Consider the following 14,463-nt stretch of genomic DNA (forward strand, 5'->3'; position numbering starts at 1 on the left):
CACCCTCTTAGTTGTCTGAAAATGTGTTCATAATGGTTCTTGTTAAAATTTCAATTCCTGAGTACATCGCTTCACGATTAAATGTCATGTTTGGATGATGGAGGCCTGGTGTTAATCCACAGCCAAGTCCCAACATTGTTGCTTTTATGTTCGGTCTCTTTAAAGTGTAAAAGTGAAAATCTTCACCACCAGACGAAATAATCGGCTGTTTCAGCCCTTTTTCACCTAGCGTATCTATAATAGCCTGTCTCATAAACGCTACTGCTTCCAAATCCACCTCAGCCGCAGCTACACTTGCTTTTGTTTCATATGAAATGTCTACCCCATATAGTAAACTTATTTGCTTAAAAATATTTTCGATTTTCTCCGTAAGTTCGTCCATTACTTGATTCGTTTGCGCTCGTAAATCCATGCTAAAGGAAGCTCTGCCCGGTATAATATTGCCTGAATCTCCGCCTGCATGGAATTTAGTCATTTTTGCTGAGTACGGAACCATTGGATTTAGATGAATGCCTTTTATTTCATTGACGATCGCGGCGCCAATTTCAATTGCATTTTGGCCAAGGTGAGGTCTAGCTCCATGTGCATCTTCACCGATAATTTCGCCCGTAATAAACTTAGCGGCTCCATGGTAAATGGCAGGTACAGCATATCCATCTTCTAGCTCCTGAATAGGTCTCAAATGAACACCATATAGATAGTCAACATCGTCAACTACATTCTTCTCAACCATTTTCAATGCCCCTGTTCCCTTTTCTTCAGCAGGCTGGAAAATAAATTTAAGCTTGCCTTTATTAGGGAAGTTTAATTTCTTAAGCAGCAACATCGTTCCAATGATCATAGTCATATGTGAGTCATGCCCACATGAATGGTTTGCTTGATATTTCCCATTCACTTCCTGCCATAGTGCGTCAATATCTGTACGTAATCCTACACAAATATCTCCGCTTCCGACTTCGGCAACAAGGCCAGTACAATCATCAAAGGTATGTACATTAAAGCCTTCTTTCTCAAGAAATGTTTGAATGTATTCAGTCGTTTTGTACTCTTCCCAGCTAACTTCTGGATGTTGATGAAAGTAGTCAAATAGGGAGTTAATCGTTGTTTTAAGCTGAGCTAAGTGTTCTTTCAAGTAACTTCCCCTCCATCAATAAAGAAATAATCTTTAAATAATTCTTCATATTGCTCTTTGCGCTTTTCAAAGCGATTTGAATTTTTTACTGTTACACCGGCAACAACCGCATTTAAAAAAGAAAATAGGGCTGTTGTTGTGTCAATGGCAGATTTATTAAAAGGAAAAATCGGAAATAGCATATCAGAATATTCACTTATCGGTGATTGAGGAGAATCTGTAATCCCGATAATGATTGCCCCCTGCTGCTTTGCCAATTTTGCAATCTTAATCGTCTCTTTTAAATAACGGTGAAAAGAGATGGCTATCATGACAGATTGACTATTCATCCCGCTTAACGTGAAAACAATATCATCTGAATCGGAACGGACTAATTTAACCCGATCCTTCACTAAACTAAGTGTAAAAGAAAGCCAATTTGCTGCCGGAAATGATGTTCCCATTCCTGAAATATAGATGGATTCCGCATTTACAAGCTGATCGACCATTCGGTACAATTCATCTTCATTGACAAGCAACATCAATTCTTTAATGCGCTCCCGATCCTTTTCCATGACCTTTGCGAAAAAGTTTGGCTCCTCGGCTAACTGCAGCTTGGTTGAATGGTAAGTCCCTAGACTGCTCTCCTGATGAAAAAGCTGTTCCCGGACCTTTTTTTGCAAATCGGTATAGCCAGATAAATTTATCGCGTAACAAAATCGAATAACAGTCGTTTCACTGACCCCCACTTTGAAACCGATTTCATTTGCGGACATCAATGCAAAATCTTTAGGCATATTGAGAAGGTAATTAGCAACCTTTTGCTGTCCCTTCGAGAGCTTATTATAGTTTGCAAGGATAATCTTTTTTAATTCCATGTTTTTCCCCTTAAAAATGAAGTGTAGACTTAATTTTGGAAAAATAGTGAAGTTTGCACTTCATTTTTATTACTTTTATAAAATAACACATTTCGACAAAACAAACAATAATAATTCTGAAAATTCATCAAAAATTGATTGTTACTTATATTTAAATGGTTCGTAACATTGGACAACCAATAATATGCCAAAAAAAAATGCAGCCTTACATGAAGGTGCATCTAATTAGGTTTATTTAGGAAAAATGACAGAAATAATTTTATCCATATTCATTCCAGATTCGACTTCATAAATCCCCGGCCGCAGCTCGTTTGATAATCCCCGCTTTTCCACTTCATTTGAAAATGTTCTTGCATGATCAATGATTTTGGCTCTTTCCAGACTTCTTCCAACATCAATGCTTGTCATTCCTGAGGAAACGTTTAATACTGTGCGGTAAATTACCTTGTCCTCTTTATTGCCGTTTTCTGTTTCAGTTTCTTCAGTCGCTTTCTCTTGATCCCCTTGATCTGCGAGCTGTATCCATTCTGTTTCTGTATAAATAACATAGCCTTCAGATGTAAGCTTGTCCTTCATCTCTTCATTCGATAGTGTTTCAACTTTATTATTGGCAGGCTCTTTGGCTGAACCACTAAAGTACACAGCACCGCACAAGGTCGCTGCAGCCAATAATCCACCTGCAAAGCTGCGCATCGATTTAGCCGTCATTGTCGACCTTGCCCCTTTCCTCTTTTTGCTTAATATAAGAAGCTAATAGGCGTTCTGCCTCATCTGTAGTCAACTGTTTTTCCATAGCAATGCTTTCATATGAATATCCTCGCCTATGTAAGTCAATCAGCTCACGAAGCAACATTCTTTTCTCATAAGGAACTGTTTCATTGCCTGCTTCTTTAGCTGTAATTTCAGCATCGATTTCAAGACTTTTAATTTGCTGCTGAAGTTGATACACTTCTTCCATTAATGAGAAGGTAAGTTGATCTATTTGTTGTTCTAGTCTTGTTGAAGATTGCCCCGTTTTATAAAACGATAAAATGAGCAGCACGACTGCTGCAATAAATAAAATGGCTAATGCCCATCCCATCATTCTATTCCTCCCTTACCTAAATGTTTTCTTGCAATTTATTATTATACATGATGTAATCGAGAATTCTATTTTAAAACGACAAAACAGAACTATAGTCATGTGTAAATGACAAAATTAGCCGCAGATAGAATATTTTATTTTAAGTGACCAAACCCCGCCAGGTGAGTCTAGCAGATTAGTCACATTCTCCAATAAATAAAGGTATTCAGTAGTATTAAAGATAAAAAAATAATGAGGCTGGGAGAGAAGTCAAAATGAAAATGCTTTAGCATTTTCGAACGAGTCTCAGCCAGCCTAGGAAGTTGGACGAATTTCAAATAAAGGAATGTGCAGATGGTTACTATTTCACTTGTGCACTTGTTAGAGATTACCATTTTGCAAATCTCTTCAGATTATTAAATCGTGACAACAACTTTCCCTTGAGCATGGCCCTCTTCAAAATATTTAACCGCATTTGGCAATTCTTTAAATGAAAAACTTCGATCAATAACAGCAGTTAATTGATTTTTTTCAACAAGTTCATTAATAAAATTTAAATCTTCTTGTTTATGAGATTGCAAGAAAATGTTTATCTTTTTGTTTCCAATAGAACGAAACATTGCCTGAGGCATTTGCTTTTGAGAACCACCAACAAGTATAAACTTTCCATTAGCTTTTAATGCTTTTAAATAAACTGAAATGGGTTGATAGCCATTTACTCCAAGAATTAAGTCATAAGTATTATCTTTTTCGAAAATTGTCTCTTTCTTATAATCTATTACATGATCAATACCTAAAGATTTAATGATGTCAACATTTCTTGTACTACAAACAGCTGTCACGTTCGCACCTAATGCTTTTGCAATTTGAACTGCGAAGGTGCCAACACCACCAGAAGCACCATAGATTAAAACTTTCTGACCTTCTTGAATAGCCCCTTTATTTCGTAGTGCTTGAAGGGCAGTTGTTGATGCCATTGGTAAAGCAGCGGCTTCTTCAAAGGATATATTTTTTGGTTTCAAAGCAATTGCGTTTTCTGGTACCGTAACATACTCAGCAAATCCACCCCAGCCGCTGCTCGATAAATCTCCGAAAACTTCATCTCCAATTTTAAAGTGTGTTACTTTATTTCCGACAGCTTCAACGATCCCTGCAATATCTCCACCAGGAATTTTATATTTTGGTTTTGTAATACCGAAGGCAAAACGTGCCAAAAAGGGCTTACCTCGTAAAAGAACAATATTACCATAATTAATGGAACTCGCATGTACTTTTACCAGAACCTGATTGTCATGACAAACCGGCTTTTCAACATCTTGCAATTCTAAAACATCAGGTGACCCATACTTATTTGATACGAAAGCTTTCAAACTTCATCCCCCTCAATAGTAAATTCAAATCTTTCATAGGATTCTTTTATTCTATTCATGTTGGTTAACACTTATTTTCTTAATGATAAGTAAAAAAGTTTTAAAAAAACACAAAAGGTAAGAAGGTAAGCTCATGGTTAATGAGAAGCGGGAGCAAAAAAAGAATGGTAAGAGGATAATACCTTACCCGCATAAATCAAAAATGAAATGAAAAAAGTGAAATCGAGCGGTGTGATTTCACTTTTTTCATTTTATAGATGCTAGTTATGTCCCAGCCTTATTATTTTTTGTTAACCCTGTAAACTTCCCCTTAACCATGCCCGATCTCGATAGGGGCCAATCGGAATTTGGATGAGGCTGGTTTTTCCTTGAGAATCTAATTGGTAAATCTCATCACATAATTTTGCATCAAAGCCGAGAAGCGGGTGTCCCCCCATTCCGTTGGCTAATGCCGCTATTAATAATCGCTGTACCAACATCCCCGCTTCCATTTGCTGGATACGATATCCTCTATACCCAATTGCTTCAATTAAATGATCCTTATCCCCTGCTACATGCAAGCAGAGTGGAACTTGAAACAAATTAATATTGGGTCCAGTCAATCCGCTTTGCAGCCTGAAGCGGTGATCTCCAAGATCTATCGATCGAAGTGAATGATCACTACTGTCATAATAATAAGCGCCATTTGGAATGCCTTCAACATTATAAAAACAGCCATATATGGAAAAACGGGGCTTGTTCTTTATATGAATTGCATCTAAATCATTTCGATAGGAAAAGGAAGCAGTCGCCTCCTTCAGCAGATTACCTAGTTGAAGGGGGCTAACTTTTCCCAATATGAAGTCCATATCAGGTGAATATCGCTTTTTGCAAATTGAAGCTAGATCATACGTCAAGCGTTCGGCTTGTGGCAAAGGTACAGCTTGACCGTTTCCATCCACACAATTTCTTGACTGGATCTTCCGAAGCGACTGTGTTGTTTCCATCATAGATGCTTCATTTATCCTTGTTAACATCGAATAGTCTGCAAGCCTCTTTGACCGTTGAAAATAGTGATGATGAATCTCTGGCAGCTCTCTGCACAATTCTTCAGCAGTGATTACCCCGTCCTTGTCACCTAGGTTACAAGTCCAATTTGTTGGTTCAATCGATAGAGGTATAACTGCATATACACTTTCCTCCTGTTCGGGCAGACCAAGCAGATGATTCAATGACCGATCAAGAAATTGATAATAAATCCCTGATGCGTAGCCAAAACGTTTCGACACTTCCAGCAGCTGCCCAATTAGCACACCAGCATCCAACGCTTGCAGCCGGTAGGAAAAGTTATGATACTTAAAGAAATTTTTCCAAAACATAGTCGAAACAAAAACTGTGCCAAAACAAGCGGACACTTCACAGCAATTTCCAAGAGCCTTGGCTAAATATGAATCGAAGTTCCCTTCTCGCAGCAGGACTAAACGATGATGTGCGACATCATAATGGTACACACCAACAGGCAAATCCTCCAATTTTAAATACATATATAATTCGTTTGGATACAGTCCCCCGCCAGAAGGAATGAATCGCCTATATGAATGTATGAATTCAGCTGTGTTTTCTGTGGATTCTAATGGAGAGACTGATTGGGAAAATTGGGTAAGGCCATTTACAAACCATAGAAAATGGCCGATTGTGCGGAGGTCAGGCTTCTCAGGTATTTCTCTTCCTTCTAGCGTCAGCGGTACTTCTAGAGATAATGGCACGACTGGCAAGTCACGGTAAAGCTTATATGCTAATGGCGCATCAGCCCAATCCGCTTCCCAGTCCTGCGGAAGGATCTTTTCAATATCAAAATGGAGATTGTGCAGAAATGTCTCAAGACTCATCTAACTTACCTCCAAGCAACCGCTTATGGAAACGGATGCGGATATGGATTAAGCTGCTCATATGTCAGCGGATGTTTCGAGTAGCCAAGTTCCATTGGTACTGTTAACACTCTATCCAGCCCGATTAAGCGGGTAAGATGGTGTCCGAATGTCATTGGCAACATTCCCGGAATCAGCACTTTAACGCAATACAATCCGTTTCGTTTCGTTTCCGATGCCGTCTGGTCAACCACAATGACATCTAGATTTAATCGGCGAAATTCCAGTAGAATGTCCCGCAGATCATCTGTTAAGTCTTTATGCTTTGACTTCCATTTGAATTCCTCTTCAAACGTCCGCATAGGACGATTCTCATTCAGCAAAAACTGCAGACGCTCTTCCGCTTGTGGTAATCCGTATAGCATCCCATGATGATTCATTTTCCGTACAAGGGTAGAATCTTGCAACATTCGCACGTACTCCTCCTTGTTCGCTTCAAAATCCTCGTCAAGAGTCAGCATCATACCTGCCAATTCGTAAACCGCGCTTTTTGCTGCTCGTACTGGGTCCAAATGCGCACCGGCCGCACAGATGATGTTTAGTCCCGTATCTTTCTTGTTTTTCGCCAATGCCAATACGCTTGGAATTCCATTCTCCATCGTTGAGTTATAAAAGTACAAATCATATCCTGCAACCGCACGTGCACGTTCGATCATCAATTGTAATTCTTGGTCGTTTGCAGAATAAGGGTCAAGACGAGGGAGTGGCAGCTGGGCGTACCAAGTCATCAAAAATGAATCACGCTCTACCACTTCCATCATTCCATAGAAAATAGCCTCCACCAAACTTCCTCCTAAAGCACATCCGTTGGAAGTTTCATAGACAAAGCCCCCATCGCACCCCAAACTATAATAAGCAAGCAGCTCAGGAACTAGAATCGGACACTCTTGCAAAAACGAAAAGCCCCATACCCAATTCATTGAGCGTTCAGGATGAAACGGTTTGAACGGAAAATCAGGTTGCGAATACTGATCCTTAGTGTGTACACCTACTTGGAAAGGATTGAGCGCTTGATGTTTTAGGTTTTGGAAACTGTCATAGACGACTGTCCGCTTTCCATGCGGAGACAAACCGCAGTACCTCTCCAAACCTTCTAAAATAGCTGTCGATTCACTAACCGCATATGAATTTGTCCTGCCTGCCACTCCTTCGTCTCCCGAGAACAATGGCAAGTTGACACCTACATCAGCAAATGGTGTTTTAACGTCATACATTTTTCCATTTAAAAAGCCAGTCCGATGGTCCAAATAATCTTTGACAAGAACTTTATTTAGTTCATTCATCGATCGGGTGCGGTAACTATCATGACTGATTTTCGGACTTGCCTGCAGCGAAATTCGGGCCTCAGTCGCCGAATCGTCTGGTAATTGTCCACAAACTGCGCACAAGGAGTCTGGCAAAAAGAAATGCCGTGAACTCTTCAATGTTTTTAGATTGATTAATAATACATGATTTTCCGAGCGCGACTTATCACCTTGAATAATGTTTTGCACCTCTGCTCTAACTAGGTGGGTCATCTGTAAAATTCCCGTTCGCGATGCCCAAGGGTCACGCGGTTTTCCTCCTTGGTTAATAAGTCTCTGCTCAACCTCCCACATCTCTTTACGATCTCGTCCGGCCATAAGACGTCTAATGTTTGCACACTGGGAGCACCCTGGCTTGCCTTTTTGAACTAAGGGGCCGACAACTCCCTCGCCGAATGAAACGAATCCTCGCAACCAAGGGATGCCGGTTATTTGCAATATCTCTTCTGCCTTTTGGTGAACAGAGGGATACCAAGTATCGTGCAATACAAGAACCAATTTAGCATCTTGTGGTACATCTGTCTCAAAATCAGCTAGGCGAACGATCTCGTATTGAGTGGATAGTTCTGTAGAAACGCTGTCTGCCAACAATCCTCTTCCGACAACTACTACGACAGCACTCACTGGGATTCCACCTCCCGTATCATCACACCATAAATCCCTTCCAGTCCCATTTTCAAGAATGGCTCCAATCCTGCTTCGAAGACAAGAAGCTGCTTGTGGTTTCTTTCTAGCGTTTTTATTGCGGAGCGAAGCAAAGCTGGTTCTGTTTGGACTTCACACTCATGAATAACAAGGCTTTGATGCTCCCTTTCTTCCAGACGTACACTTGGAACCTCAAACACCTTTGTCGAATGGGAAGCTGATTCATTTTGTACTATCATAAGCACATGCTGCAGCACATTTCGTAACGCCCCTGTGATATTCAATCCTACACTGCCATACCAGCTTCCGTTCGTACCAATCCATACTACAGGGAATCCGGCCACTTCCTCCCCTAAGCCTATAATTGGTTCTCCCCGCATCGTTGTTAGTGCCTGAAAATAATAACGGCAACGGTCATCTCCTATCTCACTTATGCTCACCCGAGAGACATAATTTTTCTGATGGGCCAATTGTTTGTTTAGTTCCATTTCCAAACACCTTTGCAATCCACGGCCAACACCTTCTGCAAATGTTTCCCCCGCACCGAACCCAATAAATTTCTTCTTATCTGCTAAACTGGTTTCCACACCTTTGTGTGGGGGCAGACTCGTTATGAGAAGATTAGTAGTTTGTGAGATATATGCCTCGATTCCTGACAGTCCTGCTTCTTTCAGTGCCTCCTCATGAGTCAAACCGGTACAGATCATCTCTGGCAATAGCCCTGCTGGCCCTTCCGTTAACAAGTCAACCGCCTGAACACGACACTGAGCGAGCGGCAGCTGCTTTAAGTCCCCCTCTTCCCAAATATGAAAAATGCCTGATTGGGCAGATGCTAACTGGCTAAAGAAAAACAGTAATTTGCTCGACTCATCTTTGTTTATGCTACGTTCAAGCCGTAAGTCTATATCTTGAACCCATTCAGCAGAAACACCACTATCGACCAACGGGTGCGGCACGAAGGAATGCCAGCTTCCTTCCAACGTATTCAGATTAAGCATGAAGATTTGATTATTCTGTTCCGATTCTCTCTCTTTCGTACTATCTTTGAATAATTCAAACACGATCACATTAGCCAACATCGCTCCCGCAGTAGAAGAGAAGGCAGTTAACTGCTGGTCTCTGAAAAATACAGATTGATGTATACGGCGCCATGCTGACTCCCAGCATGCAATAGAGTCTGGATGCACCAAAGGACCTGCAAGTCCAACCTGTTCTAGGCAAACAGCTGGTATAAACACCTTTTTTTCTTCCCTGCAAATCCTATGAAGATCCCGCAGTTCCTCTATATCACCGTTTTGCGAGACATACAAAATTGATTGATATGCTTGCACAGTTTCCTTCCATGAACTCCCGCTCTTCTCCTGTAGAATAACCTCCTCTACAGCTACTTCAGGATCTGTTTTACGGGCATGTGCCACCAGTTCCATTAAACGCCGAGTATTGGTCTTTACTGAATCAGTAATTAGTACATGAAACTTTGGCAAACCTGATTCAAGCAAAGCAGAAACCAAGGAAACAAAAAAAGAGCCGGAGCCAACTGCCAAAACCTTAGCCTGCCGATAGGCTTGAAACCGGTAGGCACCTGAGTCGCCGAAACTGTCTAGGAATTCAATTTGAGAAGCATGCTTTTTAAGTATCTGATTCGCCAGTTGATGTGGACGATCTTGGCTTACATCCCTTACAAACCCGTTTTGATAAAGCACTTCTGCAATTTCATACACCCGATCCCGATATGGACCCGGCAATCCGTCAGTCAAATTTGCCAACGTGTACTCCCCGTTAAACATAGGTATCAGCTTTTCAACCCACTTATCGATCATACTGCCTTCCATTCGAAACGAACTTAGGTTGTTTCGAAAATATACTCCACTGTTTGGATCTGGGAAAAAAAATGTATCCCCTTTCACTTTCAAACGCATAGACGGGGTTAAATTCGTCATTTCGCTCCTCCTTACCCGTGAGCTGTACTTCAATTCCAAATATTTTCACTATTACCCTATGTACCGTTATATGTCCCATATGTCTAATCTTTTAGAGAAAAGCCCCGCACAGCAACTCATGCAGGGGCAAATTCTTCTCCATTAGCAACCATTTTTTTCGATAGAAAACTAAATAATGATTAACGGCATCGTCCGCAGTGACCGCAGCTGCCGCAGCGACCGCAGCGGAAGCCTCCACAACGAAAACCGCCACAGCGGAAGCCGAAACAAGAACCAAAACAACCAAAACCGAAACAAGAGCCAAATCCGAAACATGAACCAAAACCTATACCAAAACATGAGCCAAAACCGAAAAGACCAAATTGCCGATCCATATAGTCCTGATTTGGATCCCAAGGAATTGCCGCGTTTGCGTGGAAATCACCAACATTCAACATTTGGAGATCTCTTTGAAAATCATACATTTAGCATAGCCTCCCTATTTTTTTATACAGGTGTCTAGCAACTAGGAATAATCACAGCTTAGCCATAATGAATAGCTTTACGCACCTATACCTTTCCTCAACAAAGTATGAATTGCGTTTGGGTATTGTTACCAAAGTAAAAGCCTATTTTAATCACCAGATCAATATCTATAAAAAAACATCCAGGACATGTTATGACCTTGGATGTTCAGCGTTATTATAAAAAATTTCAATTTTCCAATGAAGTTTTTTACCCAAAATAAAATAGTCTTATAAATAGGGCTGTCCTCCCGTTTAGAAAATCCTCTTTGCCAATGCTTTTTGCATCATCACTAATTCTTCCGCCAGATCTTCAATACGATCCAATACTTCTTCGTCTGCGATTTCATTGGCTTCATTAAAATGACTGGAGTTAACATAAACATAGCTTGGCGCTACATAACAGCGGTAATATCCCGCAATTGGCTTTAGCTGATTTTCTATGACGAGGTAGTGCTGATAGGTTCCTCCATTCGCTGCAAACCCCATCACTTTATGTCTAAAAACGGATGGAGGCAATAAATCGAAAATATTCTTTAATGGCGCTGGAAAGGAACCATTAAAGATTGGAAAGCCAATTAAATAAAAATCCGCCTCAGAAACAGCTTTCATCACCTTTTTTGTATCATTATTGTATAATTCCGGTTTTCTGCCATCACAAAATTCTACCTGATAATTCCGTAAATCAAGCAGTTCTATTTCAATTTCAGGGTGTTTAGTTTTTATTATTTTTAGCACTGAATCTACTAAAATAGCAGTTTTTGACCCAATAATGGTTCCTGAAATACCTAGTATTTTCATTTAACAAGGTCTCCATCCCATATTATATTTCAATTGGCAAATACCTCTTAGTTTAACTTACAGCCTTCTGCAACAAAATATGCATTTCAGAAAATGAACGAGATATCTTTAGTGTATAAAAATAGGCATTTTAATAAAAAATAAGAAAAAAAGGTTAGGGGTGACAAAAATGGGCCTAGTGAAAGCATTTAATGACTGGAGAGCCGCAAGGTATGAAAACCATGTTTCCCAAATGAAAGAAATGAACAAATGTCCAGAATGCTATGGGAGAGGCTTTATGCCTTATCCAGCGAATGAATTTGCCTTTTATGGCAACTTGCTCGACTGCCCAGGCTGTAACGGCAGCGGCGATTATGGGGATTGGAATGAACTTGTTTAATATGAAAAGGGTCAGACTCTGCATCTTGACCCTTTTTACTAACCTATCTATTACTCATCGGATTCTTCACTTTGTCTATTAGTTTGTGTTGGAAGCGTATCCCAGAAGGTTGTATCTGCTGATTCGATAGAACCGTCAGCAATTGCTCGGACAGCTGCATCTAATGTGGTAATCGTTTGTTTAATCAAATAGCCATTACTCTTTTGGCCAATTGCATAGGATTCAATATAATGATCAGACATGCCACGCATTTCAAACAATAATGTAGAGATGTCATAATAAGCAGCAATTCCATTACGGCCGATATTATTAGTCGAGCCTCCAGCATATTTTCCAAGATGTCCCCAGCCTGTTGGTTGAATCGCATTAAATACGACTGCCCCTAGCTTTTTAGACCCTTCTACCACTTCTGGCTTCACACTTGGGCTTGTTGGATAAAGGATGGAACCTGAAACGAGCTGCCCTTCTGTTTCACTTAACGTTCCTTGGTGATGCAGATCAATCATAAAATCAATATCATATTTTTGAAGAACATTTTCATGTAAAGCCCTTGCTTCAGGCTCCATTTTGCTAGATTCTTTATCATGCTCCCGGTTTAAATCAATATAATTGGCATTGTAGCGTGTTAAATGGCGATCACCATCCGCTAGGTAGTTATCAAGTGAGAAATTAACATCTCCCATTGCCCCATCCGCATTTAACATCGGAATTACAAGAACATTTACATTATCAAGGACACCTTTTGTTTTTCCTGTGCCAAGATGTTTGATAAATTCTAGTGCACCCTCAGTTGTAAGTTGTTCATTTCCATGCTGTTGAGTTAGAAATAAAATAGTTGGGTTGGCTGGATTAGAAATATACTTTGCCATATAAATATCACGGCCTTTGACTGTTTGGCCAATTACTTCTAACTCCATTGCCTGTTGCTTGGCATCCTGTGTTTTCAGATAGTCAACTAAACTATCATATGTATGAAGAATTGATGTTTGAATCGCACCGTTGCCAGCACTTGGCCCATTCCCAACAGCTTGTGCAGGCATGGAAACTGCTGTTACAGCCCCTAACGCCATTAAACTTGATAATGAAACAGAAAGTACCTTCTTTTTTAAGCTCATAACCAATCCTCCCAATTCCGTTTTGATGTTACACGCTCATTGTACGATTTGAGAGAAAAGGTGTTAATAGAGTGACTTACCTAATTGTTAGACAAAAAACGCTAATTCAAATGTAGATTATTAACTTATTATAGGAAAATTTTGTATAAAAAATATGTATTATGAAGGATTCAATACTAGTTTCGATCACACACATCTAAAATAAGTTAGTTCGAAACACCTCTATTATTTATCCCTGTCTGCATAGCATTTTAATAAAGCTGCCTAAGACAGGGTAAAATTTATCCTCAATGAATGAATCATGTCGAAACACGGAAAAATCGGCAGGAATTTAGGCTAAAAGATAGACCCAGAAAAGATAAATAGAATTTAAATTTCATACCTAATCCTGAAAAAGTCCCTCTACCACTTTCCCTTCTCTCCCACGTGTTGTGTCTGCTTGTGATAGAGAATTCCAAATCGCTTCCTCCGTGGCCTCAGCAGCTGCAGTAAACACTCCATTAAAGATTGGCTGATCCTCTCTTATAAATCTACCTGTTTCAAAATTTTCTTTGGAAAAATGGGAAATTTTATTAGCAGTTGAAAAAGCAATGACAATATCCCCGCTGCCATGGCTAAAATGGCTACCCGTTCTTCCAAGACCAATGCCGCATCGCTTCGCAACCCTCTCAAGCTGCCGATCACTAAGGGGAATGTCAGTAGCTAATACGATAATGATTGATCCATCTGATGTTTTTGATATACTATTCCCATTAAGCTCCAACTTCGAAAACTTATCTCTTGGCAACTCATCCTGAGAGCCAAAATTTGTTAACACCATGCACCCAACTATGTATTCCTTCTTATCGATTTCATCATAGATCACTCTTGAGGAACTGCCAATTCCTCCTTTATATCCAAAGCAAACCATTCCCTTTCCGGCACCTATGGCTCCCTCTTGGGAAAGATTCGTTGTTGCGGACGTAATGGCTTCAATCGCGTGACTAGATTTAACAGGGAATCTTCGAATGGAATTTAAGATTCCATCATTACACTCGCCGGTAACAATATTAATTGTTCCCGTTGTATCCCCAATCTTTGAATTTCTTTCAAGCATATATTCTAATGTCCCTTGGGTTACTGCTGGAACGCCAAATGTATTTGTCAACATAATAGGCGATTCGATTACCCCTAGCTCATTCACCTGAATAAGTCCAGCCGTCTTCCCGTATCCATTAATAACATAGCTTGCAGCAACAACCTTTTCTTGAAAAAGATTACCGCCGTGCGGAAGAATCGCCGTCACTCCTGTGCACGCGTAATCCTCTCCCTCCATTGGAAAATCAAGTGTTACATGTCCCACTTTTACTCCTTCAACATCTGTAATGCAATTTTTCTTCCCGGTTTTCATAGTTCCAACGATGTAACCTCTATCTCTAATTTTCTTGCCTGTAGATTTATTCATTCC

At 40.2% G+C, this 14,463-nt stretch carries 13 protein-coding genes; 1 reads left to right on the plus strand and 12 read right to left on the minus strand.

What is annotated here, in order from left to right; genetic code table 11:
- Positions 1 to 7 precede the first annotated feature (7 nt).
- The 10 genes from RRV45_RS12450 to RRV45_RS12495 form a co-directional block, all read right to left on the minus strand.
- The gene (locus RRV45_RS12450; protein WP_315665012.1) at positions 8 to 1,132 is read right to left on the minus strand and encodes a M20 peptidase aminoacylase family protein; all 1,125 of its coding nucleotides are present in this window, start codon (positions 1,130 to 1,132) and stop codon (positions 8 to 10) included.
- Positions 1,129 to 1,989 carry a MurR/RpiR family transcriptional regulator gene (locus tag RRV45_RS12455; RefSeq protein WP_315665013.1) on the minus strand — a complete coding sequence of 287 codons (861 nt, stop codon included), beginning with the start codon at positions 1,987 to 1,989 and terminating at the stop codon, positions 1,129 to 1,131. The genes RRV45_RS12450 and RRV45_RS12455 overlap by 4 nt, the downstream gene beginning before the upstream one ends.
- A 231-nt stretch (positions 1,990 to 2,220) precedes the next feature.
- The gene (locus RRV45_RS12460) at positions 2,221 to 2,697 is read right to left on the minus strand and encodes a hypothetical protein (RefSeq protein WP_315665014.1); all 477 of its coding nucleotides are present in this window, start codon (positions 2,695 to 2,697) and stop codon (positions 2,221 to 2,223) included.
- Entirely contained in the window at positions 2,687 to 3,073 is a 387-nt protein-coding gene (locus RRV45_RS12465) for a hypothetical protein (RefSeq protein ID WP_315665015.1), read from the minus strand. The genes RRV45_RS12460 and RRV45_RS12465 overlap by 11 nt, the downstream gene beginning before the upstream one ends.
- A 395-nt stretch (positions 3,074 to 3,468) precedes the next feature.
- Positions 3,469 to 4,422 carry an NAD(P)-dependent alcohol dehydrogenase gene (locus tag RRV45_RS12470; RefSeq protein ID WP_315665016.1) on the minus strand — a complete coding sequence of 318 codons (954 nt, stop codon included), beginning with the start codon at positions 4,420 to 4,422 and terminating at the stop codon, positions 3,469 to 3,471.
- A 290-nt stretch (positions 4,423 to 4,712) separates the two neighbouring features.
- On the minus strand, positions 4,713 to 6,290 hold the full coding sequence (locus RRV45_RS12475) for a SagB family peptide dehydrogenase (protein ID WP_315665017.1): 1,578 nt from the start codon (positions 6,288 to 6,290) through the stop codon (positions 4,713 to 4,715).
- 23 nt (positions 6,291 to 6,313) lie between these two features.
- On the minus strand, positions 6,314 to 8,257 hold the full coding sequence (locus RRV45_RS12480) for a TOMM precursor leader peptide-binding protein (protein ID WP_315665018.1): 1,944 nt from the start codon (positions 8,255 to 8,257) through the stop codon (positions 6,314 to 6,316).
- A complete protein-coding gene (locus RRV45_RS12485) occupies positions 8,254 to 10,218 on the minus strand; it encodes a putative thiazole-containing bacteriocin maturation protein (protein WP_315665019.1) in 1,965 nt (654 codons plus the stop codon). Before RRV45_RS12485 ends, RRV45_RS12480 begins: the two co-directional genes overlap by 4 nt.
- Positions 10,219 to 10,397: 179 nt before the next feature.
- Positions 10,398 to 10,682 (minus strand): heterocycloanthracin/sonorensin family bacteriocin, encoded by a 285-nt coding sequence (locus tag RRV45_RS12490; protein ID WP_315665020.1) that lies wholly within the window; start codon positions 10,680 to 10,682, stop codon positions 10,398 to 10,400.
- Positions 10,683 to 10,976: 294 nt separating this feature from the next.
- Complete coding sequence (locus RRV45_RS12495) at positions 10,977 to 11,522, minus strand: NADPH-dependent FMN reductase (protein ID WP_315665021.1); 546 nt, start codon at positions 11,520 to 11,522, stop codon at positions 10,977 to 10,979.
- A gap of 169 nt (positions 11,523 to 11,691) precedes the next feature.
- Here RRV45_RS12495 and RRV45_RS12500 point away from each other — a divergent pair, with 169 nt between their 5' ends.
- Positions 11,692 to 11,901: a methionine aminopeptidase gene (locus RRV45_RS12500; protein ID WP_315665022.1), complete on the plus strand. Its 210-nt coding sequence runs from the start codon at positions 11,692 to 11,694 to the stop codon at positions 11,899 to 11,901.
- A gap of 50 nt (positions 11,902 to 11,951) precedes the next feature.
- Here RRV45_RS12500 and RRV45_RS12505 read toward each other — a convergent pair whose 3' ends face one another.
- Together RRV45_RS12505 and RRV45_RS12510 are read right to left on the minus strand one after the other, a co-directional pair.
- The gene (locus RRV45_RS12505; RefSeq protein ID WP_315665023.1) at positions 11,952 to 13,016 is read right to left on the minus strand and encodes a M14 family zinc carboxypeptidase; all 1,065 of its coding nucleotides are present in this window, start codon (positions 13,014 to 13,016) and stop codon (positions 11,952 to 11,954) included.
- Between the two features lie 382 nt (positions 13,017 to 13,398).
- On the minus strand, positions 13,399 to 14,460 hold the full coding sequence (locus tag RRV45_RS12510) for a DmpA family aminopeptidase (RefSeq protein ID WP_315665024.1): 1,062 nt from the start codon (positions 14,458 to 14,460) through the stop codon (positions 13,399 to 13,401).
- Between the last annotated feature and the right edge of the window lie 3 nt (positions 14,461 to 14,463).

Origin of the sequence: Bacillus sp. DTU_2020_1000418_1_SI_GHA_SEK_038 (assembly GCF_032341175.1) — a bacterium.
Lineage (GTDB): Bacteria > Bacillota > Bacilli > Bacillales > Cytobacillaceae > Cytobacillus.

Excerpts from the sequence above, each read along its gene's own strand:
- RRV45_RS12455 (WP_315665013.1), bottom strand. The coding sequence starts at position 1,989 with ATGGAATTAAAAAAGATTATCCTTGCAAACTATAATAAGCTCTCGAAG.
- RRV45_RS12460 (WP_315665014.1), bottom strand. The coding sequence starts at position 2,697 with ATGACGGCTAAATCGATGCGCAGCTTTGCAGGTGGATTATTGGCTGCA.
- RRV45_RS12465 (WP_315665015.1), bottom strand. The coding sequence starts at position 3,073 with ATGATGGGATGGGCATTAGCCATTTTATTTATTGCAGCAGTCGTGCTG.
- RRV45_RS12475 (WP_315665017.1), bottom strand. The coding sequence starts at position 6,290 with ATGAGTCTTGAGACATTTCTGCACAATCTCCATTTTGATATTGAAAAG.
- RRV45_RS12485 (WP_315665019.1), bottom strand. The coding sequence starts at position 10,218 with ATGACGAATTTAACCCCGTCTATGCGTTTGAAAGTGAAAGGGGATACA.
- RRV45_RS12490 (WP_315665020.1), bottom strand. The coding sequence starts at position 10,682 with ATGTATGATTTTCAAAGAGATCTCCAAATGTTGAATGTTGGTGATTTC.
- RRV45_RS12495 (WP_315665021.1), bottom strand. The coding sequence starts at position 11,522 with ATGAAAATACTAGGTATTTCAGGAACCATTATTGGGTCAAAAACTGCT.
- RRV45_RS12500 (WP_315665022.1), top strand. The coding sequence starts at position 11,692 with ATGGGCCTAGTGAAAGCATTTAATGACTGGAGAGCCGCAAGGTATGAA.
- RRV45_RS12505 (WP_315665023.1), bottom strand. The coding sequence starts at position 13,016 with ATGAGCTTAAAAAAGAAGGTACTTTCTGTTTCATTATCAAGTTTAATG.
- RRV45_RS12510 (WP_315665024.1), bottom strand. The coding sequence starts at position 14,460 with ATGAATAAATCTACAGGCAAGAAAATTAGAGATAGAGGTTACATCGTT.